Raw genomic sequence first — 25,813 nt, forward strand, 5'->3', positions numbered from 1 at the left:
CGCGGATCAGCGCCCCGACAGCGCCTTCATGATGCGCTGCGGCGACACCGGCTGCGCGGTGCCCAGTCGCTGTGCGAAGACGCTCACCCGATACTCCTCCAGCAGCCAGCGCACCTCGACGAGCGCGGGTGTCGCGTCGGCGGGGAGCGGGATCGTGCCGCCCGCGTCTTCGAAGGCCTTCGCCATCCGCTCGTACTCGGTCATGCGCGCGCGGTCCTTGCCGGGTTCGCTGGAGAGGGTCTTCAGCCGGTCGAGCATCCCCTCCAGGTATCGGGGGAACTGCGTGAGGCGGTCGGCGCCGGCGGCGGAGACGAACCCGGGGTGCAGCAGGCCGCTCAGCTGGGTGCGGATGTCGTTGAGGGGTCCGAGCAGGGCGAGCGAGTTCTGCGACTTGATGCCGCGCTCGACGTCGCGGGATTTGGTGAGGATGCGGGCGACCAGGGAGACGCACGCGAAGAGCTCGTCGACGAGGACGGAGGAGACCGCGTCGCGCACCCGCGCGAAGTCCGCCTCGTTGCGCACGATCCCGTCGGGCACGAGACCCTCGATGACCTTGCGCGCGACCGCCGCGCGGCAGTCCTCGATGAGGGCGGCGGCGGAGGGATAGGGCGAGGCGGCGAGCGCCAGCTTCTCCTGGCTGGTGAGGTGCTCCTGCACATAGGACGAGGGCGAGGGCACGCCGAGCAGCACGAGCCGCAGCACGCCGTCGCGCGTGGCGGCAGCGGCGGCATCCGGGGTGGATTCGACGCGGACCGAAACGGTCTTGCCCTGGTCGACGATGGCCGGATACCCCCGCACGACGCCGCCGGCGACGCGGGTGTCGAGCACCTCGGGCAGGTCGCCGAAGGCCCAGGCGGTGAGGCCCGTCTGCTCGAGCGGTGCGGCGGCCACGCGCTCGACGCCGCCGCGTTCGGCTCCGCGGCCCGCTCGAGGCGTACCGGCGCGGGCAGGGGCGGCGATCGATCGGGCGACGCTGCTGCGTGCGCGGTCGGAGAGCTGGGCCTGCAGGGCACGCAGATCGCGCCCCGAGCCGACGATCCTGCCGCGCTCGTCCACGGCGCGGAAGTTCATGCGCAGGTGCGGCGGCACCCGCTCGTCGTCGAAGTCGGCGGCGGAGACCAGCTGATTCGCGAGCGGCTGGATGCGGCGGGCGAGGGCCTCCTTGAGCGTGCGCGGCGGCAGGCCGCCGTGCGACTCCGGTCCCTCCTCGACCAGCTCTGCACCGAACTTCTCGGCCCAATCGGCCGCGGGGACGACGTGGCGGCGGATCGCCTTGGGGAGGGCGCGCAGAAGCCCGGTCACGAGTTCGGCGCGCAGGCCAGGAACCTGCCAGTCGAAGCCGCGGTCCTCGATCTGCGCGAGCAGCGGCAGCGGCACGACCACGCTCACACCGTCGTCGTCGGCGCCGGGCTCGAACCGGTAGGCGAGGCCGAGCACCTGGTCGCCCTGCGTCCACCGCGTCGGGAACTCGCGCTGATCCGCTCGTTCCTCGTCATCGATCAGGTCGCTCTCGCGCATCACGAGCAGCTTCGGCGTCGTGGCCATCGCTTCGCGCCACCAGCTCTCGAACGAGCGCACGTCGAACACATCGGTGGGGATGCGTTCGTCGTAGAACCGGAAGACGGCTTCGTCGCCGGCGAGGATGTCGCGGCGGCGCTCGCGCTCCTCGAGCTTCTCGAGGCGTTTGCGCAATTCGGCGTTGCTGCGCCAGAAGGCGCTCACCCGCTTGTCGATCCGTGTCGGATCCCACTCGCCCTCGACGAGCGCATGCCGCACGAACAGCTCTCGCGAGGCGGCCCGGTCGATGCGGGCGAACTGCACGCGCCGACGCGGGATGATCTCGAGCCCGAACAGCGTCACCTTCTCGAAGGCGACCGCGGCGCCGGCATCCTTCGACCAGTGCGGCTCGGTCACCTGTCGCTTGGCGAGGTCGCCGGCGAGCGGCTCGGCCCAGGCGGGATCGATCGCGGCGACCGTGCGCGCGAACGTGCGCGAGGTCTCGACGATCTCGGCGGCGATCACCGCGCGCGGGCTCTTCTTGCGCAGCCCCGACCCGGGGAAGATCGAGAAGCGGATGCCGCGGGCGCCGCGGTACTCCGCGACACGGCGGCCCTTCGGCTCCTTGGCGGGGGAGTGCGATCTACCCGCAGGGGCGGTGCGCTCGTCGAGGATGCCGATCTGCGAGAGCAGACCCGACAGCAGGGCGCGGTGGATGGCGTCGGGGTCGCTGGTCGCGTCGCCCTCATCCGTGCGGGCGTCGTCGCGCCGCCGGTCCGGTGTCTTCACGAGCGTGCGCAGCTGGCGATGCACGTCGAACCACTCGCGCACCCGCACGTAGTTGAGGTGCTCGGAGCGGCACAGCCGGCGGAAGGCGCTCGAGCCGAGTTCGCGCTGCTGCTCGCGCAGGTGGTTCCACAGATTCAGCAGGGTGAGGAAGTCACTGGTCGGGTCGACGAATCGCGCGTGCAGACGGTCGGCCTCCTCCCGGCGTTCCTCCGGCCGCTCGCGCACGTCCTGGATCGTCATGCCCGAGACGATCGCGAGCACGTCGCGCGTCACGGTGCCGCCGGAACCGGCCCGCCCGGCTTCGATCAGCATGCGTGCGAACCGCGGATCGATCGGCATGCGCGAGATGTCGCGACCCGTGCGGGTGAGGTGCGGGGCGCCGTCGCGGCGGGACGGCTCGACCGCTCCGAGCTCGGTGAGCAGGTCGAACGCGGCCTTCACGCCGCGGGAGTCGGGCGGGGTGAGGAAGGGGAACGCCGTGATGTCGCCGAAGCCGAGCGAGAGCATCTGCAGGATGACCGAGGCCAGAGAGGTGCGCAGGATCTCGGGCTCGGTGTATTCCGGCCGCTTGGCGTAGTCCTCTTCCGAGTAGAGGCGGATGGCGATGCCGTCGCTGGTTCGGCCCGCGCGGCCCGAACGCTGATTCGCCGAGGCCTGCGAGACGGCCTCGATCGGCAGCCGCTGCACCTTGGAGCGATTGCTGTATCGGGAGATGCGTGCGGTGCCGGTGTCGATCACGTACTTGATGCCGGGGACCGTGAGGCTCGTCTCGGCGACGTTGGTGGCGAGGATCACCCGGCGGCGCACCCCGGCCACCCGGCTGCGCTCGAACACCCGGTGCTGATCGGCGGCGGAGAGGCGTCCGAACAGGGGCAGCACCTCGGTGGGGGCGCGGTCGTTCGCATAGGCGCCGCGAACGGCGTCGGCGGCATCGCGGATCTCGGCCTCGCCGGGGAGGAAGACGAGCACGTCGCCCGGCGCCTCGCGGTCGAGTTCACGCAGCGCGGCGACGATGGCCGAGACCTCGTCCTCCGGCTCGGCCGGCTCGGCCTCGTCGTCCGCATCCTCGACCGGACCGCGATAGCGGATCTCCACCGGATAGGTGCGTCCGGAGACCTCGATGATCGGTGCCGGCGTGCCGTCGGAGGCGGCGAAGTGCTTCGCGAAGCTCTCCGGATCGATCGTCGCCGAGGTGATGATCACCTTGAGGTCGGGGCGCTCCGGGAGGATGCGGGCCAGGTAGCCGAGCAGGAAGTCGACGTTGAGGGAGCGCTCGTGCGCCTCGTCGATGATGATCGTGTCGTAGCGCGTGAGCAGCCGGTCGCGGTGGATCTCGTTGAGCAGGATGCCGTCGGTCATCAGGGCGATGCGGGTGGCGTCGGACACCTTGTCGGTGAAGCGCACCTTGTATCCGACGAGCGCGCCCATCTCGACCTGGAGCTCTTCCGCGACTCGTTCCGCGATCGTGCGGGCGGCGAGACGCCGGGGCTGCGTGTGCGCGATGCGCTCGCGCCCCAGCTCGAGCGCGATCTTCGGCAGCTGCGTGGTCTTGCCAGAGCCCGTCGCACCGGCGACGATCACGACCTGATGGTCGCGGATGGCATCGGAGATCTCGGCCCTGGCCGCACTGACCGGCAGCTCCGGGGGATAGGAGATCACAGGGGAGGACATAGCCCTCCATCGTATGCCGGGATCGGACATGTGCATGCCGATGTCAGCCCCTACGATCGGGGGGTGATCACTGCTCTCGCTCCCGTCCGGTGGTTCCACGAGTTCGGACGGCCCCCGCGCATCCTGGGCCTTGACATCGCCAGGGGGCTGGCGATCCTCGGCATGGCCGGAGCGCACATCGGCGAGACCGAGCCGTTCCAGTGGCTCGACCCGGCCACCTGGACCGATCTGGTGCACGGACGCTCCTCGATCCTCTTCGCGGTGCTCGCCGGCATCTCGATCGCCCTGATGACCGGGCGCAGCGCCCTCCCCGAGCGGGAGCACATCCCGAGCATCCGGCTGAACCTGATCGGCCGGGGCGCGGTGATCTTCGTGATCGGTCTGGCCTTGGAGATGCTGAACACCCCGATCGCGGTGATCCTCACGCTCTACGGCCTGCTCTACGTCGCGGTCATCCCGTTCCTGCGCTGGCGACCCTGGCAGCTGCTGGCGGGAGCCGGGGTGCTCGCGCTCCTGGGCCCCGCGCTGCTCGCGTTCCTGAACGCGGTGATGCTCAACCCCTACGGTTCCGGCATCGGGTTCGTGCTGTACGGCACTTATCCGATCACCGTCTGGATGGCCCTGGTGCTGGCGGGCATGGCGCTCGGGCGCCTGAACATCGGGCGGCTGCGCACCGCGGTGGCGGCTCTCGGCATCGGCGTCGCACTGATGGTGGTCGGATACGGCCTGGGAGGCATCGGACAGGCAGCGGGTATCACCGGTGCCGTCGGCGGCAGCTCGTCCGCTGCGGAGCTCTCCTCGAGCGGCGGCTCGATCATCGACGGCGGTTCCGGCAGTTGGGCTCCGCCGGCTGGGTGGGAGGACTATCCGCAGGCGCTCGCCGCGTCCGACCCGCTTCGCGCCGTGCTCACGGCGGTCTTCGCGGTCGACCCGCACAGCGGCGGCACGGCCGAGATCCTCGGATCCGGCGGCTTCGCACTCACGATCATCGCGCTGTGTCTGCTGCTGAGCAGGCCCCTGCGCTGGGCGCTGCTCCCACTCGGTGCGCTCGGTTCCATGCCGTTGACGGCATACAGCGCGCACGTCCTCTCGGTCATGGTGGTCGGCGGGCCGGGCGGGTTCTTCTCCAGCAACGCCTTCTGGGCCGCGACCGCGATCGGGTTGCTCGTGATCACGACGCTCTGGTCGATGTTCTTCGGACGGGGGCCGCTCGAACGCCTGGTCGGACGAGGAGCGGCGGCGATGGCGGCGGTGCCCCGGCGCTGAGCCGGTCGGCGCCGGGTCTCCCGGAAGCCGAGAGGGGCGATGTGCTAGCGCGGGAGCGCGCGCGGTGGAGTGACGACCTCGCGTTCGGAACAGCATCGACTGGGGAGTCACTGTGGGGAATACGAGTTTCGGGCGCCGAGCGCGGGGTGTCGTCGCGTCAGCGCTGACGGCAGGTCTGCTGATCGCCGGTCTGTCCGGTGTGGGCGCGACAGCGGCGGGTGCGGCAGAGGTGCCGCCGTCGATGCCGCCGCAGTTGCAGCGCGACGAGAACGTGTTCCGTGTATGTCGGGTCGCCGATCCTGGCGCGGATGTCGAGGGCCGCCTGCGCGGCAGCGTCGTCGGTGGGGAACTGCAGCACCGTCACCGTGGCACGGCCGGCGTCGGAGGCGAACGCCGCTGTTGCGGCATCGCGTGAGCCGAGGTCGTTCGCCGCGTTCGTCCAGTCGCCCTCGATCCGCCAGTCGCCGGCGGTGGCTCCGATCTCCTCGGTGTCCGCGGCAGGGGGAGGTGGCGGGAGATACTCCGCATCGTCGGAGGCGTCGCGCTCGTTCATCGTTCCTCAGCCTCCGGAACCTCGGCTGCGGGCCGCGTCACCCGCACCGACTTCCCTCGTCATCGTTCGGATCCGCCTGCCATCACAGGTCATAGGCTGGAGGGATGACGATTCCTGCACTCGAACTGAACGACGGCAATTCCATCCCGCAGCTCGGCTACGGCGTCTTCAAGGTGCCGCCGGCACAGACCGAGCGCGTGGTGAGCGAGGCGCTCGAGATCGGCTACCGCCACATCGACACCGCCGCGATCTACGGCAACGAGGAGGGCGTCGGTGCCGCCATCGCGGCTTCCGGCATCCCGCGCGACGAGCTGTTCGTCACGACGAAGCTCTGGAACGACCGCCACCACGACGACGAGCCGCGTGCGGCCATCGCCGAGAGCCTGGAGAAGCTCGGCCTGGAGAAGGTCGATCTATACCTGGTGCACTGGCCCACCCCCGCGAAGGACGACTACGTGCACGCATTCGCGAAGCTCATCGAGCTGCGCGAGGCGGGGCTCACCCGCAGCATCGGCGTCTCGAACTTCCTGGTTCCGCACCTGGAGCGCACCGTGAAGGAGACCGGTGTCGTGCCGGCCGTGAACCAGATCGAGCTGCACCCCGCCTACCAGCAGCGCGACGTGGTCGCCTGGGCCGACGCGAACGGTGTGCGCATCGAGGCGTGGGGTCCGCTCGGTCAGGGCAAGTACGACCTGTTCGGCGCTCCGGCGGTGGCGGATGCCGCGGCGACCCACGGGGTCACCCCCGCCCAGGCCGTGCTGCGCTGGCACCTGCAGAAGGGCATCATCGTGTTCCCGAAGTCGGTGCGCGCCGAGCGCCTGCGCGAGAACCTCGATGTCTTCGGCTTCGAACTGACCGATGCCGAGATCGCGGCGATCGACGCGCTCGACCCGCTCGACGGCTCCGGCCGCGTCGGCTCCCACCCGGACGAGGTCAACTGACCCGCTCCGGTGAGACGGAGCCTTCGAGCTCACATGACGCCCTGTGTCGCACCGCGCGACACAGGGCGTCGTCGTGAGTACCGTCGAGGCATGACAGCTCCGTTCCGTGTCGTCGCCGTGTCGGGATCCCTGCACGAGCCCAGCAAGACGACCGCCCTCGTCCGCGCGATCTCGGCCGCCGTCGCCGAGCGCGCTGAGGTCGAGGCGCAGCTCATCGAGCTGACGCGGATCGGTCCGGGACTGGCCGGCGCGCTCCAGCGCGATCAATTGTCGCCGGAGGTCGAGGCGCAGCTGCAGGCGATCGAGTCCGCCGATCTGCTGATCGTGGGCAGCCCCGTCTACCGCGCCTCCTTCACCGGGCTCTTCAAGCACCTCTTCGACTTCGTCGGCCAGTACGACCTTGTGGGCACGCCCGTGCTGCTGGCGGCGACCGGCGGCGGCGAGAAGCATGCGCTGATCATCGAGCACCAGCTGCGTCCGCTGTTCGCGTTCTTCCAGGCGCTCACCCTTCCGGTCGGCGTCTACGCCAGCAACACGGACTTCGACGGCTACGAGATCGTCTCGGAGGTGCTCGAAGCCCGCATCGCCCTGGCGGCGGAGCGCGCTCTGCCGCTGGTGGGCTACGCGGCGTCGCGTCCGGTCGAGCTGCTCGTCGGCTGACCCCGCCGCGCCCCGCCGGCGTAGCGTGAAGGCATGACCAACCGGCTCGCCGACACCCTCAGCCCGTACCTCCGAGCGCACGCCGACAACCCCGTCGACTGGTATCCGTGGGGTGAGGAGGCGTTCGCCGAGGCGCAGCGGCGCGACGTGCCGCTGCTCATCTCGATCGGCTACTCGACCTGCCACTGGTGCCACGTGATGGCGCGGGAGTCGTTCGCCGACCCCGCCACCGCCGCGCTCATCAACGACGGGTTCGTGGCCGTGAAGGTCGACCGCGAGGAGCATCCGCAGGTCGACGGCGCCTACATGGCCGCAGCCTCGGCCTTCACGCAGAGTCTCGGCTGGCCACTCACGGTCTTCGCCACCCCGCGCGGGCGCACCTTCTACGCCGGCACCTACTGGCCGCCGCAGGTGCGCCCCTCGATGCCCGCGTTCCGCGACGTGCTCGCGGCGGTGCGGGAGGCGTGGACGCTGCGTCGTGCGCAGGCGGAGGAATCGGCGGATGCCGTGACCGACGCGCTCGCCCGCGCGGCGGAGTCCACGCCTTCGGCCCTGCCGGACGTCGTCGCGATCGGGACCGCGGCGCAGGCGATCGCGCAGCGCGAGGATCCGCAGTTCGGCGGCTTCGGGGGAGCCCCGAAGTTCCCTGTCGCCACGACGCTGCGCTTCCTGCAGCACCCGCTCGTGCGGGAGGGCGCTCCCGAGGCGTCGGCGGCCACCGCACGCGCGCTCGCCGCGATGGCGGACTCCGACCTTCGCGATGCGGATGGCGGGTTCTTCCGGTATGCGACCCAGCGCGACTGGACGGTGCCGCACTACGAGCGGATGCTGACCGACAACGCGCAGCTGCTCGATGTCGCGCGCGACGCGGGAGACGAGCGCACCGTGCGCGGCATCGCGTCCTTCCTGATCGATGCGCTCCGTCGCGACGGCGGCGGATTCGGCGCGGCGCAGGACTCGGAGTCGACGATCGACGGCGTGCGCAACGAGGGTGGGTACTACCTCCGCCCGCTCGCCGAACGGGCGGGGCTCGAGCCCCCGGCGGTCGACGGCAAGGTGATCACCGGCTGGAACGGACTCGCGATCGGCGCCCTCGCCAGGGCCGGCGCGGCGCTCGGCGAGCAGAGCTGGATCGATGCTGCGGCCTCTGCCGCGGACGAGGTGCTGCGGACCAACCGGGATGCCGACGGCGCCCTCGTGCGGGCGTCGCTCGACGGACGGGCATCCGCCGCGTCAGCGACCGCCGCGGACCTCGGCCTTCTCGCCGACGGCCTGTTCTCGCGCTCGCGCTGGCGAGCGGCGAGATGACCTGGGCGATCGCGGCGCGCAGCATTCTCGACGGGGCACTCGACGGCACGGTCGGTGACGACCCGCTGCTGTCCGCCCAGGGCATCGCGGCCTCGCCCGACCAGACCGACGGCGACCTGCCCTCCGATGCCGCTGCGGTGGCCGGCGCTGCCCTGACCGCATGGTGGCTGGGAGCGGGGGAGCGGTATCGCGAAGCGGTGGTGACGACCGTGAGCGCGCTCGCCGCGCGTTCGCTGGAGCAGCCGTTCGCCCACGGCACCCTGCTGCGGGTGGCGGCGGGGCTCGCCGTTCCTCCCCGCCAGCTCGTCGTGGTCACCGGAGCGCGCGACAGTGCCCTCGCCGTGGTCGCCAGGGGCGCGGACGCCGAGGTCGTCACCGTGGTGACCACGGAGCAGGCGCGGGCGTTCGCCGATGCCGGGTTCGAGCTGTTCGAGGGGAAGGACGCGTCGGCGGAACGCGCCTACGACTGCCGCGCGTTCGTGTGCCGGCTGCCGGTGAGTGACCCGGCCGAGGTCTCGCTCACGCGCTGACGGCGGCCCTCGAGGGCGCTGCGGCTCCTACGCTGGGGACCGACAGGGTTCGAGAGGGGAAGCTGCATGGCCGCGCAGCAGATCGAGTGGGTCGGCATCCCGGCGGGCACGCTGCAGCGGGGGACACCGCCCGACGAGGTAGACGCCCTCACCGTCCGCTATGCCGACACGGGGGTTCCGCGTGCCTGGTACGAGAAGGAGACGCCGCGCACGCGGATCGTCGTCCCGGCGTTCCGGCTCGCCCGCACCCCGGTCACCGTCGCGCAGTGGGCCGCGTACGCGGAGGAGACCGGCGCCCGTGCCAGCATCCGGTCGTCGGAGTCACCTGGGCCGAAGCATCCGCCTTCGCCGCCTGGATCGGCTCGCAACTCGGCGAAGAGGTGCGACTGCCGACCGAAGACGAGTGGGAGCGGGCGGCGCGCGGTGATGACACCCGCGAGTTCCCCTGGGGAGACGAATACGTGCGGGGGAGGGCGAACCTGTTCGACCTCGGGCTCGGCACCACGACGCCCGTCGGGTCGTTCCCCGACGGTGCCAGTGCGTTCGGAGTGCTCGACATGGCCGGCAACGTCGACGAGTGGACCTCCACCCGGTACGCGCCGTACCCGGGTGCGCCCGACAGCGTCCCGGCCGTCGAGGACTGGGCGGCCGACCCGCACATCACGCGCGGCGGCGCGTTCCGCCACGACGTCGACCTGGCCCGCTGCGCGCGGCGACACGGGGCCTATGAGGCCGACTTCGTCGCGGTGGGCATCGGGTTCCGGCTCGCGGCCTCCGCCGCGTGATCGTCGCGACTGTGCAATCTGCCTAGCAGTTCCCCGAGGAACGCCGGTCGATTGCGCGGGATGCGCAGCTTCCGATGCCCCTCCCCACCCGCGCCGGACTCGACGCCGTTCCCGCATACCGTCAGGGGCGCTCCGCTCCGACCGGTGCCTCGAAGCTCTCCTCGAACGAGTCCCCGCATCCGCCGCTGGCCTCGGTCGTCCAGGCCGTGCGCGATCGCCTCGACGGCATCAACCGCTATCCCGACATGAGCGCCGCCGCGCTTCGCGAACGGCTCGCCGAACGCTACGGTGTCGATGCGTCCGAGGTCACGGTCGGGGCCGGGTCGGTCGAGATCGCCTCCCAGCTCATCCACGCGGTGGCAGGTGAGGGCGACGAGGTCGTCTTCGCGTGGCGGTCGTTCGAGGCATATCCCTCGCCGGTGCGCATCGCCGGGGCCACGCCCGTGCCGGTGCCGCTCGACGCGGACCACGGGCATGACCTCGATGCGACACGTCGCCACCGACGAGGTGCTCTCCGGCTAGCGGGTCACACCCAGCCGGGCAGCCAGTTGTGCAGGAGCCAGAACTCGTACGGCACGCTCATCCCTGTCCACAGCGGCAGGAAGAACGCCGACACCAGCACCACGAACGCGAGGAAGATCATCACCGTGCGCTCGCCGGACTGCCGACGGTGCAGCGGATCCTCGCGCGTGCCGGCGATGATCCGCAGCGTCATGGCCAGAGCGATCACGAGGAACGGCATCATAACGACCGTGTAGAACTGGAAGATCGTGCGATCGGGGAACATCAGCCACGGCACATAGGTGACCGCGAGGCCGACGAGGGGGATGCTCAGCTCCGGGCCGACGGGCCGCCGGGTGATCCAGCCGCGTACCAGGCGGTAGAGCAGGTAGATCGCCGCGGCCACGCCCGCGTACCAGATGAGCGGGTTCGGGATCGCGGAGATCACGCCGATGCAGTGGTCCGTGCCGCAGCCGGTGGGATCGGAGTCGACCCATACGGCCGTGGGACGCAGCAGCAGAGGCCACTCCCAGGCGGGGCTCGCATAGGGGTGCCCGCGAGTCAGACCGACGTGGAACCCGAGCATCGACTCGTGGTACTTCCACAGGGCGATCAGCGGGTTCGGGTCGCTCTGGCGGTCATAGCCCCCTGCTGTCACCAGCCATCCGGTCCAGCTGATCAGGTACACGGCCAGGGCGGGGAAGACGAGCAGCACGAACGAGACGGGCCCCTGGCGGAAGGCGGCCGCCGTGGGCCACAGCACCACCCCGGCCCGCCGCCGGGCCAGCGCATCGGTGACCACGACGTACAGGCCGAATCCGGCCAGCACGTACAGCCCCGACCACTTCACGGCCGACGCTGCGCCCAGGGCCGTCCCCGCCGCGATCAGCCAGGGGCGGCGCCAGAGCACCGGCCCCCAGAACGGGTCGGGCTTGTCGGGGTCGCGCCTCTCGAGCACCGGGATGGTCCGCTGCCGGTCGATGATCACGAACAGCACGCCGAGCAGGACGAAGAAGGTCAGGATGCCGTCGAGCAGGGCGATGCGGCTCATGACGATGCTGAGGCCGTCGATCGCGAGCAGTGTTCCGGCCACGCTCGCGACCACCACGGAGCCGCTGAGTCGTCGCGCGATCAGGTAGACCAGCAGAACGGAGGCGGTGCCGAGCAGTGCCGTCGCGAGTCGCCAGCCCGCGCTGTTGTCGGGACCGCCGATCGCCATGCCCAGCGCGATGAGCCACTTGCCGAGAGGTGGATGCACGATGAACGCGCCCTGTTCGGACAGCGGCAGCTGCTGCAGGGTGATGAACGCGTCGTTGGCGTTCTCACCCCAGGTGCCCTCGTAGCCGAGGGTCCACAGCGACCACGCGTCCTTGACGTAGTAGGTCTCGTCGAACGCCAGCTGATGCGGATGCGCGACGTTGATCAGACGGAGGAGGGCGGCGATCGCGGTGATCACGAGAGGGGCGAGCCAGCGGATCGCGCGTCCCCAGTCCGGATCCCGCAGCAGACGATCGCGGAGCTGCCCGTAGCGCGTCGACCGTTCCTCGGGAGCGGGAAGCAGGGGCACGGGCGCGGTCACCGCTCCAGCCTAGACAACCGGCCTTCTCCGCCGGCTGCATCCCGCCCGCCTAAGCTGGGCGGGTGATCATCCTCGCCGCCACTCCGATCGGAAATCTCGGCGACGCCTCTCGCCGCCTCGTGGAGGTGCTGGAGAACGCCGAGGTCGTCGTCGCGGAGGACACCCGCACCACCCAGCGCCTGCTCAAGGCCCTGCAGATCGACAACAGGCCGCGCCTGATCGCCCTGCATGACCACAACGAGAAGCAGAAGGCGGCCGAGCTGGCAGCCCTCGCGGCGGAGACCGACATCGTGGTGATGAGCGATGCCGGGATGCCGACCGTCAGCGACCCCGGGTACGGACTGGTCGCCGAGGCCGTCGCCCAGGGCGTGACGGTGACCGCGATCCCCGGGCCGAGCGCGGTGCTGATGGCGCTCGCGATCTCGGGCCTGCCCACCGACCGCTTCACGTTCGAGGGGTTCCTGCCGCGCAAGCCGGGGGAGCGTCGCTCCACACTGCGCGCGCTGGCCGCCGAACCCCGCACCATGGTCTTCTTCGAGTCGCCCGCCCGCCTCGCCAGCGCTCTTGCCGACATGGGCGCCGCCTTCGGCGACGAGCGGCGGATCGCGGTGTGCCGCGAGCTCACGAAGCTCTACGAGGAGGTGCGCCGCGGCACCTCCTCCGAACTCGTCGCCTGGGCCGAGAACGGGGTGAAGGGCGAGATCGTCGTCGTGGTCGAAGGGGCGTCGCGTCGTGATGCCTCCCCGGAAGACGCCCTCGTCCAGGTGCAGAAGCTCGTCGCCGACGGCATCCGGCTGAAGGATGCCGCGTCCGAGGTCGCGGCCCTCACCGGTCTCTCCTCCCGAGACCTCTACCAGGCCGCCCTCGCCGCCCGATCCGGAGGGGCGTCGGCGTGAGCAAGGCGGCGACCGTGTACGACGTGGCCGATCGGGCCGGCGTCTCGATCGCCACGGTCTCGCGGGTGCTGCGCTCGCCGGACGCCGTGCGTCCGGTCACTCGCGAACGCGTGCTCGACGCCGTCGCCGCGCTGGGGTACGTCCCCAGCGGCAGTGCCAGGGGCCTCGCTGAGCGGCGGACAGGGGTGCTGGGACTGTACTTCCCCGGGTTCGACGCCGCGGAGGACGCCCCGCCTCGCGATGCCCTCTCCGCCGCCGACAGCGAGGCGCCGCCGTTCGCGATCGTCCGCGAGGAGGCGGAGGACGACGGCCGGCACACCTCGATGCTGTTCCTCGACGAGGTGCTGCGCGGTGCGGAGCTGGAGGCGTGGAAGCAGGGCTTCGTGCTGATGGTCGGGGTCGGACGTGACGACCCCGATCGCTCCACCGTGCGGGACATGGCAGGCCGGGTTGACGGGCTCATGGTCCTCGCCAGCAGCGTGCCCGACGACGTGCTGGCCCGTCTGGCGCGACGCATCCCCGTGGTGGTGCTCTCCGGCCCCCCGCGCGGCGATCACTACGACCATGTGACGGTGAGCAACGCCGAGGCGGTGGCCGAGCTGACCAGGCACGTGCTGGCGCAGGTGGGGGACGGGCGGCTCGCCTTCCTCGCGGGGCCGGCGGACTCCCCGGATGGACTGCAGCGCTGGGAGGGCTTCGCCGCTGCCGTGGCGGAGGCCGGCGGATCACTCGACGACGTGACGGTGCGGCGCGGCGACTTCACCCGGGCGTCCGGGCGCCAGGCCGCCGAGGAGCTTCTCGCGGCCGGCACGCCGGCCGCGCTCATCTGCGCGAACGATCAGATGGCCCTCGGCGCGCTCGACGTGTTCCGCGGCGCGGGCGTCCGGGTGCCGGACGACGTGCTGGTGACGGGTCGCCGCCGCCAGCGCCGTCGCCCTCATCGTCGGGAACGTCGCCCGCGGCGCGACCCGTTCGATCGAGGCGGTCCGCGCGGCACTGCGACTGCCTGTCGCGGCACGACCGGCCGCCCCGGTCGCCGCCGGCGCGGAGCTGGGGATACCCGGCCTCGCCTCCGTCGTGACCCCGAACGCGGAGTTCTACCGCATCGACACCGCCCTGATCGTGCCGCAGGTCGATCCTGCCGACTGGTCGCTGCGCATCCACGGGATGGTCGACCGCGAGGTGGAGATCACCTGGGACCAGCTGCTCGCCATGCCGATGCAGGAGTCCGACGTGACGCTCGCGTGCGTGTCGAACGAAGTGGGCGGCTCGCTGATCGGCAACGCCCGCTGGCTGGGTGTGCCGGTGCGGGAGCTGCTCGCACGTGCGGGCGTCGACGCCGAGGCCGACATGGTGCTCTCGACCTCCGCCGAGGGCTTCACGGCATCGACCCCGATCGAGGCTCTGACCGATGACCGCGACGCCCTGCTCGCGGTCGGCATGAACGGCGAGCCGCTGCCGATCGAGCACGGCTTCCCGGTGCGGATGGTGGTGCCGGGGCTCTACGGCTACGTGTCGGCCACGAAGTGGGTCACGCAGCTGGAGGTGACGCGGTTCGACCGTGCGAAGGCCTATTGGACGACGCGCGGATGGTCCGATCGCGGACCGGTCAAGCTGCAGTCGCGCATCGACGTGCCACGCCGCGGGCAGTCGATCCCGGCGGGTGACGCGGTGATCGCCGGAATGGCCTGGCAGCAGCACGTCGGCATCACCGGCGTCGAGGTGCGCATCGACGACGGTCCCTGGCGTGCCGCGGAACTCGCGACCGCCATCTCGGCCGACACGTGGGTGCAGTGGAGCATCGACTGGGTGGCGGAGAGCGGCGCGCACACCGTCGAATGCCGGGCGCTCAGCGTCGATGGCGAGATGCAGACAGCGGATCCGGCGGCCCCCGCGCCCGACGGCGCGCAGGGGTGGCATCGGATCGACGTGTCGGTGGCGTGAGCCGGGGGAGACCTCCGGCGCACGGCGTAACCCCCCGCGGTATCCCGCCTAGAATTGCTCCATGCCCGCAGGCGAATCCTTCTACATCACCACGCCCATCTACTACCCGTCCGACGTGCCTCACATCGGCCACGGGTACACGACGGTGGCCGTCGACACGCTCGCACGGTGGCACCGCCAGGCGGGGGATGACACCTGGATGCTCACGGGCACCGACGAGCACGGGCAGAAGATGCTGCGGGCCGCGGCGGCGAACAACGTCACCCCGCAGGAGTGGGTCGACAAGCTCGTCAGCGAGAGCTGGTTCCCGCTGCTGACGACGCTCGACGTCGCCAACGACGACTTCATCCGCACCACGCAGGAGCGCCACGAGACGAACGTGCAGACGTTCTTCCAGCGCCTGTACGACCGCGGCTACATCTACGCGGGCGAGTACGAGGCGCTCTACTGCGTGGGCTGCGAGGAGTTCAAGCCCGAGTCGGAGATCGTCGACGGCACCGGTCCCTTCGAGGGGCTGAAGGTCTGTGCGCTCCACTCGAAGCCGCTGGAGCTGCTGCAGGAGAAGAACTACTTCTTCAAGCTCAGCGAGTTCCAGGACCGTCTGCTCGAGCTCTACAAGACCCAGCCCGACTTCGTGCGCCCCGACTCGGCACGCAACGAGGTCGTCTCCTTCGTGAGCCAGGGCCTCAAGGACCTGTCGATCTCGCGGTCGACGTTCGACTGGGGCATCCCGCTGCCGTGGGACGAGTCGCACGTCATCTACGTGTGGGTCGACGCCCTGCTCAACTACGCCACGGCGGTGGGCTACGGCTCCGACGAGGAGACGTTCGAGCGTCGCTGGCCCGCGTACCACGTGGTCGGCAAGGACATCCTGCGCTTCCACGCCGTGATCTGGCCGGCGCTGCTGATGGCGGCCGGCCTCGAGGTGCCCAAGGGCGTCTTCGCGCACGGCTGGCTGCTCGTCGGCGGCGAGAAGATGTCCAAGTCGAAGCTCACCGGCATCGCGCCGACCGAGATCACCGATGTCTTCGGTTCCGACGCCTACCGCTTCTACTTCCTCTCCGCGATCGCCTTCGGCCAGGACGGCTCGTTCTCGTGGGAAGACCTGTCGGCCCGCTATCAGGCCGAGCTCGCGAACGGCTTCGGCAACCTCGCCTCGCGCACGACCGCGATGATCGAGAAGTACTTCGAGGGCGTCGTCCCCCCCGCGGCCGAGTACACCGAGAAGGATCTCGCGATCCAGAAGATCGTGGCGGATGCGGCGACGAACGCGGATGCCGCGGTCGCGCAGTTCCGCATCGACGAGGCGATCTCGTCGATCTGGACGATCGTCGACGCGCTGAACGGCTACATCACCGTGAACGAGCCGTGGGCGTTGGCCAAGCAGGCGAACAGCGGAGACGAGGACCAGCGCGCGCGCCTCGGCACCGTGCTGTACACCTGCGCCGAGGGCCTGCGCGCGCTCGCGGTGCTGCTCTCGCCGGTGATGCCGCAGTCGACCGAGAAGCTCTGGATCGCCCTCGGGGCCGCTGAGACCCTGGGCCGTCTGCAGGACCAGCCGATCCGCGAGGCCGGCACCTGGGGCGTGCTTCGTCCCGGTACCAGCGTGAACGGCCTCGCCCCGCTGTTCCCGCGGGTGGAGACCACGGCCTGAGCCGCGGCCCGACGACGGAGCCCGACGACATGGCCGAGACCTACGTGCGTGAGCGCTCGGGGGACGGACGCAAGGATCTGAAGTATCCGTCCGCCCCCGAGCCGCTGACGGTTCCGGTGTACGACAACCATGCGCACCTCGAGATCGTCGACGGCGACGAGCCGCTGTCGCTGACCGAGCAGCTCGACCGCGCGGCGGCCGTGGGCATCGCCGGGGTCGTCCAGGCATCGGGCGACATCGAGTCGTCGCGGTGGGCTGTCGAGGCCGCGGCATCCGACCCGCGCGTGCTCGCCGCCGTCGCGATCCATCCCAACGACGCGCCGACCTATGCCGAGGAAGGTCGACTCGACGAGGCGATCGCGGTGATCGACGAACTCGCCGCCCACCCGCGCACCAGGGCGATCGGCGAGACGGGCCTGGACTTCTTCCGCACGGAGCCCGAGCGGCAGGCGCCGCAGTTCGAGTCGTTCGAGGCGCACATCGCCCTCGCGAAGAAGCACGGCATCGCGATGCAGATCCACGATCGCGACGCGCACGAGGCGGTGCTGGAGACGCTCGCCCGCGTCGGTGCGCCGGAGCGCACGGTGTTCCACTGCTTCTCGGGCGATGACGCGATGGCCCGCATCTGCGCCGACGCCGGTTACCACCTGTCGTTCGCGGGGAACCTCACGTTCAAGAACGCCCAGAACCTGCGCGACGCGCTGCAGGTCACCCCGCTCGATCGCATCCTGGTCGAGACGGACGCCCCGTTCCTCACTCCGGTGCCGCTGCGAGGCCGCCCGAACGCGCCGTACCTCGTGCCGATCACGGTGCGCTTCATGGCTGCGGAGCTCGGCATCGACGTGGATGAGCTGTGCGCCCAGCTCGCCCAGAACACCCTGCGGGTCTACGGCTCGTTCGCCGACTGACTCGCGGGTTCCGCGTCTTCGGGCCCGGTGTCGGCGATGGGCTTCGCCGACACGATCTGTGAGATGGGCTTCCACACCAGCAACAGCGTGAGGGCCGCGCCGACGAACGCGAACCACCACGGCGCGGTGAGCCCCCATACCTGGGCGATCACGCCGCCGAGCGCCTGTCCGACGACCATGCCGCCGAAGACTCCGACCATGTTCACCGAGGCCACCCGCCCCTGCAGCTCGGCGGGCACCAGGCGCTGCCGCACGGTCGTGGAGATCGTGCCCCACACGAACGCATAGGCGCCGAAGAAGAACATGATGACCAGCGCGACCCAGCCGGTCGTGGTCAGCGCGAACGACAGGTGCATGAGCACTTCGAGCGACAGCACCACCCGCATCAGCGTCGCGAAGGACACATGCCTCTCCAGCCAGCCGAAGCTGAGCGTCGCGAGGATGCCGCCGGCCGCTGACGCGGTCGTGAGCGCTCCGTAGCCGACAGCGCCCATGTGCAGGTGCTCGGTGGCGTACAGCACGAGCACGCCCCAGGGGGCTGCCCAGGTGATGTTGAAGACCAGGATGATGAGCACGAGCATGCGCACCGGAGGGTTGCGCCACAGCCAGCGCAGACCTTCGGCGATGTCGGTGTGCACGGGAGGATGCGTGTCGGTCTCGCGGGGCGGGACGGGCGTCTTGGCCATGCGCGAGATGAGCACGACCGCGAAGCTCACGCACACCACCTCGAGCAGGAACGGCCAGGCCGTGCCCGCGGCGAACAGGAACGCGCCCAGCGGCGGGCCGGCGAACTGGTTCGCCACGAGGTATCCGGCCTGCAGACGCGCGTTGCCGATCCCGAGGTCGGCGGGCTTCACGAGCATCGGCAGCAGAGTGCTGCCCGCCGTGTCGACGAAGACCTCGGCGGTGCCGTAGAGGAACGCGACGGCGAGCACGATCCAGATGTTCGCGACGCCCGTGATGAGGAAGATGCACAGCGCCGCGAGCACCACGGCCCTGGCGGCGTTCGCGAACATGACGAGGCGCCGACGGTCGAAGCGGTCGGCGATCGCGCCCGCATGCAGCCCGAACAGCAACCAGGGGAGGAACTGCAGGATCGCACCGGCCGCCACCAGGATCGGCGAGGATGTCATCGACGCGATGAGCAGGGGAGCGGCCGCGAGGGCGACGCCGTCGCCGATGTTGCTCGTCCACGAGGAGGCGAGCAGCCACCGGAAGTCCCGGCCCATGCGGCGGGGCGCGACGAGTTCACCGAGGGAGGGCACCAGAGAAGACCACTGACGGCGGGAGACATCGGTGCCATGGGGGAGAATGGGAGGATGACCGTCACCCTGCTCGGCGCCACCGAGATCCGCCGCCTCGCCGCCGAGCTCGACGTCACCCCGACGAAGAAGCTCGGCCAGAACTTCGTCACCGACGCGAACACCGTCCGCAAGATCGTGCAGGCGGCCCGCGTGCAACCGGACGAGCGCGTGGTCGAGGTCGGTCCGGGGCTCGGGTCGCTGACCCTCGCGATCCTGGAGACCGGCGCATCGGTCACGGCCGTCGAGATCGATCACCGCCTCGCGGCCCGCCTCGCGCAGACCGCCGCCGAGCACGGCGTCGAAGCCGACCGTCTCACGGTCGTCGATGCCGATGCGCTGCGCATCACCGAGCTGCCTGGCGAGCCGACGGTGCTGGTGGCCAACCTGCCCTACAACGTCTCGGTGCCGGTGCTGCTGCACTTCCTCGAGAACTTCGCCTATCTGCAGCGTGGTGTCGTGATGGTCCAGGCCGAGGTCGCCGAGCGGCTGGCCGCGAAGCCCGGTTCGAAGATCTACGGCTCGCCCAGCGTCAAGGCCGCCTGGTACGGCGACTGGAAGCTCTCCGGGAACGTCTCCCGTCAGGTGTTCTGGCCGGTGCCGAACGTCGACAGCCTGCTCGTCGGCTTCGACCGTTCCGCGGGGGAGCGGGGCACCGAAGAGGAACGTCGTCGCACGTTCCGGATCGTCGACGCCGCCTTCAACCAGCGTCGCAAGATGCTCCGTCAGGCGCTGTCCGGCATCTTCGGCAGCTCCGCGGCGGCCTCCGAGGTGCTGCTCGCCGCCGGCGTCGCGCCGACGGCTCGAGGCGAGGACCTCACCGTCGAGGACTACCAGCGCATCGCACAGCACGCGGCCGCGTCCGAGGTTCTCACTGACGACGTCGCTCCCACCCAGTAACCTGGCACCGTGAACGAGTCCCCCCGCTTCCGCCCCGATGTCCCCGAGCTGCACCGTCCGTACGCGGCCGACGAGAGTCGCTATCAGCAGTTCGCCTACCGGCAGGTGGGCACCTCCGGCCTGTACCTGCCGCCGATCTCGCTCGGGCTGTGGTGGAACTTCGGCGACAACATCCCGCTCGACAATCAGCGCGCACTGCTGCGCCACGCGTTCGACCGCGGCATCACCCACTTCGATCTGGCGAACAACTACGGTCCGCCCTACGGCTCCGCCGAGAAGAACTTCGGCCGCATCTTCGCCGAGGACTTCCGCCCGTACCGCGACGAGCTGATCATCTCGTCGAAGGCCGGATGGGACATGTGGCCGGGGCCGTACGGCGACTTCGCGAGCCGCAAGTACATCCTCGCGAGCGCCGAGCAGTCGCTGACCCGCATGGGGCTCGACTACGTCGACATCTTCTACTCGCACCGGGTCGACCCGGTCACCCCGATCGCTGAGACGGTCGGCGCCCTCGACACCCTCGTCCGCCAGGGCAAGGCGCTCTACGTCGGCATCTCGTCGTACAGCGCCGAGCGCACGGCAGAAGCCGTCGCGGTCGCGAAGGACCTCGGCACACCGCTCGTCATCCACCAGCCGGCGTACTCGATCCTCAACCGCTGGGTCGAAGACGGACTGACCGACACGCTCGAGCAGTCGGGTCTCGGGGCGATCGCCTTCACGCCGCTGGCGCAGGGGCTGCTCACCGACAAGTACCTCGGAGACGGCACGGCCGAGCGCGCGCAGAAGCGCGGCTCGCTGCCCGAGGGCCGGCTCACAGAGGAGGCCGTCCAGACGCTGCGCTCGCTCAACGAGGTCGCACAGGGTCGCGGCCAGTCGCTTGCGCAGCTCGCGCTGCAGTGGACGCTGCGCACGCCCGTCGTGGCCTCCGCGCTGATCGGAGCCTCGCGTCCGGAGCAGCTCGACGAGAACATCGCGGCCGTGAACGGCCCTGCCTTCACCACCGAGGAGCTCGCGCGCATCGACGAGCTCGCCGGTGCCATCGACGTCAACCTGTGGGCGAAGTCCTCGGAGCTGTGAGCCGATCATGAGCCATGCCGCGTTCGCCGATTCCGTGCACGTGCGCGCCCCGGGCAAGATCAACGTCTTCCTCGGGGTCGGCGGCCGGCATGACGACGGCTACCACGCGCTGGCGACGGTCTTCCAAGCGGTCTCGCTCTACGAAGACGTGATCGCACGCCCTGCCGACGACTTCTCGGTCACGGTCTCTGGTGTGGAAGACATCGACTCGGTCCCCCTCGACGACCGCAACCTGGCGATGCGTGCGGCCAAGCTGCTCGCGGTGGCGGTGGATCACCGGGGCGGCGTCGCGCTCGAGATTCGCAAGAGCGTGCCCGTGGCCGGCGGCATGGGCGGCGGATCAGCCGATGCCGCGGCCGCGCTGGTCGCCTGCGACGCACTGTGGGGCACGGGCCTGTCGCAGACCCGTCTGCACGATCTGGCCGCCTGCCTCGGCGCCGATGTGCCGTTCGCGCTGCACGGCGGCACGGCGGTGGGCACCGGCCGCGGCGATCAGCTCAATCCGGCGCTCGCACGGGGTCGCTTCGACTGGATCCTGGTGCCCAGCGAGCAGGGCCTCTCGACGCCCGTGGTCTACGAACGTCTCGACCTGCTGCGCGAGGAGGAGGGGGCCCTCGCCGACGACCCGCCGCTGTCGCTGGACGTGCCGATCCCGGTGCTGCAGGCTCTCCGGTCGGGCGACCCGGTCCAGCTCGCCGAGACGCTGTTCAACGACCTGCAGGCCGCGGCCCTCTACGAACGGCCCGACCTCGCCGAGACGATCCGGCAGGGCGTCGCCGCCGGCGCGCTCCAGGGCATCGTGTCGGGATCAGGACCCACGGTCGCGCTGCTCTGCCCCGACCCCGAGACGGCACAGGACGTGCAGTCCTCCCTGCGGGAGACCGGCCTCGATCCGCTCCACGTGCACGGTCCGGTGCCCGGCGCGCGCATCATCGGCTGAGCGGACGCCGTTTCGGCGGGATGCGGCCTCACCCCGCGTTGAGCAGGGCGCTCACACGGTAGGGGATCACCTCGCGGAGGAAGAGACTCGTCGAGGTGCGGAGGATGCCGGGGCATAGGCGCACGACTTCTGCCACGCGGTAGAGGTCGTCCGGGTCCTTGGCGACGACCCGCAGCAGCAGGTCGGTGTCGCCGGCGGGAGCGAAGCACTCCAGCACCTCGGGCACGCGGCTGAGGGCATCGATGGCGGCGGTGATCTGATGCTGATCCAACTCGACCAGGATCGACGCCGCGACGCCGCGACCCAGGGCCTGAGGGAGGATGCGTGAGCTGTGCGCGCGCAGGTATCCGCCCGATTCGAGGCGGTCGAGACGGGCATGCACCGTGCCGCGGGCGAGACCCAGATCCTGGGCGATCAGGGCGACCGGCCGCCGCGGGTCCGTGTCGAGCACCGTGAGGATCCTCCGGTCGGTCTCGTCGAGGTTGGCCATTTCGATCACTGTCGCCTTCGTCATCGGGTCATGATTGATCGAATCGATCAATCAGAATCCACTCTATGGTCTTCGTGATTGCCGTGTGTTGGAATCAGTGTCAGAAACGCAGGATGTCGGCCACGAGCGGACATCGAGCACACTCGCCGCGGAGGCCACGAGCCCGCAGTCGCCGAGTGCAGGCGAGGAGAACGGATCCTGGAACACCATCTGGAGGGGGCGGCGACGGCGGAAGCTGCGCACGTCCACGCCGTCGAGCGTGATTGCACCCTCGCTGATCGGTGCGAGCCCGATCGCGGCGCGGGCCAGTGTCGACTTGCCCGAACCCGACTCGCCCACGAGCCCCACCACGGATCCGGAGGGGACGACGAGGGAGACGTCGTCGACGGCGGTGAGACCTGCCCGATGCGTGCCGTAGCGCACGCTGACCCGATCGAAACGCAGCTCGCTCATCGCAGGACCGTCTCTTCCTCTTCCGCCGCCGTGGCGATCGCCACCGGTACCGCTGTCTCACCGCTGACCGGATGCCAGCAGGCGACCCTGTGCCCATCGGTGTCGGCCACGAGTTCAGGGTCGCTCTCGCGGCAGAGGTCGGTCGCGAGCGGGCAGCGTGCGGCGAAGGCGCAGCCGACGGGGAAGGCCCCCGGTGCCGGAGGACGGCCGGGGATCATCTTGAGCGGTTCGTCGCGGTCGGCGTCGAGCTCGGGCACGACGTCGAGCAGGGCGCGGGTGTACGGATGCCGAGCACGCCGCTCTCGACCAGGTGCATCGCGACGGTTCCGGTGAACGTCTTCGTCGTCGAGCCGATCTGGAAGAGCGTGCGCGCGGTCACGGCGGCACCGGTGTCGACAGCGGCGACACCGGTGGCGGCGATGACTTCCCGGTCGCGGTCGATCACGCCGACCACTGCGCCGGGCACGCCGAGCTCGGCGGCCGTGGCGTCCAGGAACTCCTGCAGCTCCTCGTCCATCATGCATCCCCTCGTACGGCGCGCCCCGGCAGGGCATCGGTCACGATCTCTCCCGCGTGCACGACACGAGTGCCGTGCACGAAGAGCTCGCGCACACCCCGCGACGGGCGGGTCGGATCGGCATAGGTGGCTCTGTCCGTCAGCGTCGTCGGGTCGATCACCACGACGTCGGCATCCGCCCCGATCGTCAGATGGCCCTTGCCCCGCATGCCGGACGAGACCTCGTCGAGCACACGAGCGGGGAGGAACGAACAGCGCCGGAAAGCTTCGACCCAGCTCCACGTGCCGCTGTCGAGAACCATGAGCCGCAGTGACTTCGCGAACGTGCCCGCGGTGCGGGGATGCGTGTGCCCGCCCGCGGGAAGCGGCCACTCGTGCTGCTCGTACACCGTCCCCCCGCCGCTCGCCGCCCAGGAGATGGGCATCGCATCACTCGCCACGATCGAGTCGGGATAGGCCAGCGCCCGATGCAGGTGCGCGCGGTCGAAGGGATCGGCCTCGTCGAGGAACGTCACGATGCAGGTGGCGCCGGGGTCGGTCGCCCGCACCTCGCGCAGCCGGGCTTCGTCGGCGATGCGCTCGCCGGTGTCGACGAGCACCAGAGAACTCGGAGTGATGCCGAGCCCCGCGAGTTTCTCCGGGGCGAGGAAGAACGCGCCGATCGCCGTGCTGCCGGCGCCGTAGGGGTAGGCCTCGACCGTCACGCGGGAACCTGCGGCGCGGCTGCGATCCAGCAGGCCCAGCACCCGGTCGATGTGGCGCAGCGAGGTGCTGTTCACGTGGCAGTGATGCATCGCCGCCCCGGTCTCCGCGGCGACGCGGACGAGCTCCTCCGAGCCGTCGATCTGTGTGCGCGGATCGGCCTCGATCAGTTCGCGCACGTGCGTGAAGGTCGGGGCGTGGGCAGCGGCGGCCAGCCGGGAGAGGGCGAGGTACTCGTCGGGGTCGGACCGCGGCGCGTAACCCATAAGCACGCCGATCCCCAGTGCGCCGGCACCCAGCTCATCCTCCAGCAGGCTCCGACATCGGCGGCGTTCGGCGGGGGAGGAGGACTGCTGCCAGTCGGGTGTGCCGAGCAGATCCCTTGACGCGGTGAAGTCGGCGACGGGCACCCGGCGATCGAGTGCACGTGGCTGTGCAGGTCGACGAAGCCAGGTCCGACGATGAGGCCCGTCACGTCCACCACCTCGGCATCGGTCGGCGCCGTGAGCCCGTCGCCGACCGCGGCCACCCGCCCCTGGGTGATCAGCAGATCGGTGATCCGGTCGGTTTCCGTCTTCGGGTCGATGACGCGCCCGCCGCGCAGCAGTGTGTCCACGCCGCCACGATGCCATGCTGGAGGGAGCCGTTCCGGTGCCGCTCGACGAAACCGGGCGGTGCTTCCGGTGCTCGCGCACAACCCGTCACGCGCGGCAACGGCGTTCGAGTGGTGCACACGCGCGCGCCGCCAGACATAATGTAGTGACGATGTGACCGTGCACACGCGAGGAGGCAAGTGATGTCCACCGCCTCCGAGCGTGCGCGGTTGCCGAGCATCCGCGACGTCGCCAGGCTCGCCGGTGTCTCGCATCAGACGGTGTCCCGAGTGCTCAACGATCATCCGAGCATCCGTCCGGAGACGAAGGCCAAGGTCGTCGATGCGATCTCGGTGCTCGACTACCGGCCGAACCTGGCCGCCCGCGCTCTGGTCACCAGCAAGTCGAACATGCTGGGCATCCTGTCCGCCACGATCGGGGAGTTCGGTCCGACCTCGTCCATCGCCGGCATCGAGGATGCGGCGCGCGAGGAGGGGTACTCGGTCTCGACCCTGAACCTCGCCGACACGACGCCCGAGGCGATCGGCAACGCGGTGCGCCAGCTGTCGCGCGAGCAGGTCGACGGCATCGTGGTGCTCGCACCGCAGGTGCGGGTGTTCCATGTCCTTCGCGGCATGTCGGTGGACATGCCGTTCGTGACCCTGCAGACGGCATCGGGCTCGGACGGGGTGAGCCTGTCCGCCGACCAGGTGGCGGGCGCCAAGGCCGCGACGGCCCACCTGATATCGCTCGGTCACAGCGACATCCTGCATCTGGCCGGCCCGCAGGACTGGATCGAGGCGGAGTCGCGCATGCGCGGGTATCTCGACGGACTGCGCGAGGCCGACCTGCCGACGTTCCCGCCGATCCGCGGCGACTGGACAGCCGACTTCGGCTACTTCGCGGGCAAGGAGCTCTCGCGCCGTCGGGACTTCACGGCGGTGTTCGCCGCGAACGATCTGATGGCGATCGGGCTGATGCACGGCTTCCGCGATTCCGGGGTGCGGGTGCCGCACGACGTGAGCGTGATCGGGTTCGACGACATACCGGTCGCCGCGCACGTGGCTCCGACGCTGAGCACGGTGCACCAGGACTTCCCCGAGCTCGGGCGCCGAGCCGTGCGCATCCTCCTCGCGCAGATCAGGGGAGAGCAGGTGCCGGAGTTCGGCCCGCTGCAGACGATCCTGCGTGCGCGCGAATCCGCCGCAGCACGCTGACCCGTCGCGGGACCGCTCCCAGCCGATCGGGCCGCATGCATCACGGTAGCGACACGAAATCGGCGCGCGGACTTGACAGCGGTTCGTCGTGAGTGGACTATGTAATCCAATGTGAACGGTCACATCGAAGGTGACCGCACG

At 70.4% G+C, this 25,813-nt stretch carries 21 protein-coding genes and 4 pseudogenes; 16 read left to right on the plus strand and 9 right to left on the minus strand.

Annotation, left to right across the window (positions count from 1 at the left end):
* Positions 1 to 6: 6 nt before the first annotated feature.
* On the minus strand, positions 7 to 3,957 hold the full coding sequence (hrpA, locus tag KY497_RS08360) for an ATP-dependent RNA helicase HrpA (RefSeq protein ID WP_219868844.1): 3,951 nt from the start codon (positions 3,955 to 3,957) through the stop codon (positions 7 to 9).
* Positions 3,958 to 4,020: 63 nt separating this feature from the next.
* Here hrpA and KY497_RS08365 point away from each other — a divergent pair, with 63 nt between their 5' ends.
* Complete coding sequence (locus KY497_RS08365) at positions 4,021 to 5,223, plus strand: heparan-alpha-glucosaminide N-acetyltransferase domain-containing protein (RefSeq protein WP_229778821.1); 1,203 nt, start codon at positions 4,021 to 4,023, stop codon at positions 5,221 to 5,223.
* A 157-nt stretch (positions 5,224 to 5,380) separates the two neighbouring features.
* Here KY497_RS08365 and KY497_RS08370 read toward each other — a convergent pair whose 3' ends face one another.
* Complete coding sequence (locus KY497_RS08370; protein WP_219868845.1) at positions 5,381 to 5,776, minus strand: hypothetical protein; 396 nt, start codon at positions 5,774 to 5,776, stop codon at positions 5,381 to 5,383.
* 104 nt (positions 5,777 to 5,880) lie between these two features.
* On the opposite strand from KY497_RS08370, the gene KY497_RS08375 reads away from it, so the two are divergent.
* The 6 genes and pseudogenes from KY497_RS08375 to KY497_RS08395 form a co-directional block, all read left to right on the plus strand.
* A complete protein-coding gene (locus KY497_RS08375) occupies positions 5,881 to 6,717 on the plus strand; it encodes an aldo/keto reductase (protein WP_219868846.1) in 837 nt (278 codons plus the stop codon).
* Positions 6,718 to 6,807: 90 nt separating this feature from the next.
* Positions 6,808 to 7,377: an FMN reductase gene (gene msuE / locus KY497_RS08380; RefSeq protein ID WP_219868847.1), complete on the plus strand. Its 570-nt coding sequence runs from the start codon at positions 6,808 to 6,810 to the stop codon at positions 7,375 to 7,377.
* 33 nt (positions 7,378 to 7,410) lie between these two features.
* Positions 7,411 to 8,685, plus strand: a complete 1,275-nt coding sequence (locus tag KY497_RS08385) for a DUF255 domain-containing protein (protein WP_308813112.1) — start codon at positions 7,411 to 7,413, stop codon at positions 8,683 to 8,685.
* Positions 8,682 to 9,215, plus strand: a complete 534-nt coding sequence (locus KY497_RS16895) for a hypothetical protein (RefSeq protein ID WP_308813113.1) — start codon at positions 8,682 to 8,684, stop codon at positions 9,213 to 9,215. The genes KY497_RS08385 and KY497_RS16895 overlap by 4 nt, the downstream gene beginning before the upstream one ends.
* Positions 9,216 to 9,281: 66 nt before the next feature.
* Positions 9,282 to 10,000, plus strand: a pseudogene (locus tag KY497_RS08390) (formylglycine-generating enzyme family protein).
* Between the two features lie 74 nt (positions 10,001 to 10,074).
* Positions 10,075 to 10,431: pseudogene (locus tag KY497_RS08395) on the plus strand (histidinol-phosphate transaminase); the annotation flags it as partial.
* A gap of 95 nt (positions 10,432 to 10,526) precedes the next feature.
* On the opposite strand, the gene KY497_RS08400 reads toward KY497_RS08395, so the two are convergent.
* Positions 10,527 to 12,080 carry a dolichyl-phosphate-mannose--protein mannosyltransferase gene (locus tag KY497_RS08400; RefSeq protein ID WP_219868848.1) on the minus strand — a complete coding sequence of 518 codons (1,554 nt, stop codon included), beginning with the start codon at positions 12,078 to 12,080 and terminating at the stop codon, positions 10,527 to 10,529.
* 62 nt (positions 12,081 to 12,142) lie between these two features.
* Here KY497_RS08400 and rsmI point away from each other — a divergent pair, with 62 nt between their 5' ends.
* The 5 genes and pseudogenes from rsmI (at position 12,143) to KY497_RS08425 (ending at position 17,482) form a co-directional block, all read left to right on the plus strand.
* Positions 12,143 to 12,976, plus strand: a complete 834-nt coding sequence (rsmI, locus tag KY497_RS08405; RefSeq protein ID WP_055864887.1) for a 16S rRNA (cytidine(1402)-2'-O)-methyltransferase — start codon at positions 12,143 to 12,145, stop codon at positions 12,974 to 12,976.
* A gap of 65 nt (positions 12,977 to 13,041) precedes the next feature.
* Positions 13,042 to 13,830, plus strand: a pseudogene (locus tag KY497_RS08410) (LacI family DNA-binding transcriptional regulator); the annotation flags it as partial.
* A gap of 61 nt (positions 13,831 to 13,891) precedes the next feature.
* Positions 13,892 to 14,920 (plus strand): annotated as a pseudogene (locus tag KY497_RS08415) (molybdopterin-dependent oxidoreductase); the annotation flags it as partial.
* A 61-nt stretch (positions 14,921 to 14,981) separates the two neighbouring features.
* Positions 14,982 to 16,574, plus strand: a complete 1,593-nt coding sequence (gene metG / locus KY497_RS08420) for a methionine--tRNA ligase (RefSeq protein ID WP_141387343.1) — start codon at positions 14,982 to 14,984, stop codon at positions 16,572 to 16,574.
* Positions 16,575 to 16,603: 29 nt separating this feature from the next.
* A complete protein-coding gene (locus KY497_RS08425) occupies positions 16,604 to 17,482 on the plus strand; it encodes a TatD family hydrolase (RefSeq protein WP_141387345.1) in 879 nt (292 codons plus the stop codon).
* Here KY497_RS08425 and KY497_RS08430 read toward each other — a convergent pair.
* Positions 17,461 to 18,711 carry an MFS transporter gene (locus KY497_RS08430; RefSeq protein ID WP_219870318.1) on the minus strand — a complete coding sequence of 417 codons (1,251 nt, stop codon included), beginning with the start codon at positions 18,709 to 18,711 and terminating at the stop codon, positions 17,461 to 17,463. The genes KY497_RS08425 and KY497_RS08430 overlap by 22 nt on opposite strands.
* Positions 18,712 to 18,801: 90 nt before the next feature.
* Between KY497_RS08430 and rsmA the strand changes: the two genes are divergently transcribed.
* From rsmA to KY497_RS08445, 3 genes are read left to right on the plus strand one after another with little or no spacing between them, the layout of a single operon-like run.
* Positions 18,802 to 19,683, plus strand: coding sequence for a 16S rRNA (adenine(1518)-N(6)/adenine(1519)-N(6))-dimethyltransferase RsmA (gene rsmA, locus KY497_RS08435; protein WP_141387347.1), 882 nt, complete (start codon positions 18,802 to 18,804; stop codon positions 19,681 to 19,683).
* Positions 19,684 to 19,692: 9 nt separating this feature from the next.
* Positions 19,693 to 20,760 carry an L-glyceraldehyde 3-phosphate reductase gene (mgrA, locus tag KY497_RS08440; RefSeq protein ID WP_127482696.1) on the plus strand — a complete coding sequence of 356 codons (1,068 nt, stop codon included), beginning with the start codon at positions 19,693 to 19,695 and terminating at the stop codon, positions 20,758 to 20,760.
* Positions 20,761 to 20,767: 7 nt separating this feature from the next.
* Positions 20,768 to 21,700 carry a 4-(cytidine 5'-diphospho)-2-C-methyl-D-erythritol kinase gene (locus tag KY497_RS08445; protein ID WP_219868849.1) on the plus strand — a complete coding sequence of 311 codons (933 nt, stop codon included), beginning with the start codon at positions 20,768 to 20,770 and terminating at the stop codon, positions 21,698 to 21,700.
* A gap of 28 nt (positions 21,701 to 21,728) precedes the next feature.
* On the opposite strand, the gene KY497_RS08450 is transcribed toward KY497_RS08445, so the two are convergent.
* The 5 genes from KY497_RS08450 to KY497_RS08470 form a co-directional block, all read right to left on the minus strand.
* Complete coding sequence (locus tag KY497_RS08450) at positions 21,729 to 22,190, minus strand: Lrp/AsnC family transcriptional regulator (protein ID WP_055866768.1); 462 nt, start codon at positions 22,188 to 22,190, stop codon at positions 21,729 to 21,731.
* 63 nt (positions 22,191 to 22,253) lie between these two features.
* Complete coding sequence (locus KY497_RS08455; RefSeq protein WP_219868850.1) at positions 22,254 to 22,643, minus strand: ATP-binding cassette domain-containing protein; 390 nt, start codon at positions 22,641 to 22,643, stop codon at positions 22,254 to 22,256.
* Positions 22,640 to 22,900: an oligopeptide/dipeptide ABC transporter ATP-binding protein gene (locus KY497_RS08460; RefSeq protein ID WP_219868851.1), complete on the minus strand. Its 261-nt coding sequence runs from the start codon at positions 22,898 to 22,900 to the stop codon at positions 22,640 to 22,642. Before KY497_RS08460 ends, KY497_RS08455 begins: the two co-directional genes overlap by 4 nt.
* A complete protein-coding gene (locus tag KY497_RS08465) occupies positions 22,858 to 23,163 on the minus strand; it encodes a serine hydrolase domain-containing protein (RefSeq protein WP_219868852.1) in 306 nt (101 codons plus the stop codon). Before KY497_RS08465 ends, KY497_RS08460 begins: the two co-directional genes overlap by 43 nt.
* Positions 23,160 to 24,272, minus strand: coding sequence for an amidohydrolase family protein (locus KY497_RS08470; protein WP_219868853.1), 1,113 nt, complete (start codon positions 24,270 to 24,272; stop codon positions 23,160 to 23,162). The genes KY497_RS08465 and KY497_RS08470 overlap by 4 nt, the downstream gene beginning before the upstream one ends.
* 386 nt (positions 24,273 to 24,658) lie before the next feature.
* On the opposite strand from KY497_RS08470, the gene KY497_RS08475 reads away from it, so the two are divergent.
* Complete coding sequence (locus tag KY497_RS08475; RefSeq protein ID WP_218682144.1) at positions 24,659 to 25,672, plus strand: LacI family DNA-binding transcriptional regulator; 1,014 nt, start codon at positions 24,659 to 24,661, stop codon at positions 25,670 to 25,672.
* The last annotated feature ends 141 nt before the right edge of the window (positions 25,673 to 25,813 follow it).

Origin of the sequence: Microbacterium sp. PAMC22086, assembly GCF_019443525.1 — a bacterium.
In the GTDB taxonomy this organism is placed as follows: domain Bacteria; phylum Actinomycetota; class Actinomycetes; order Actinomycetales; family Microbacteriaceae; genus Microbacterium; species Microbacterium maritypicum.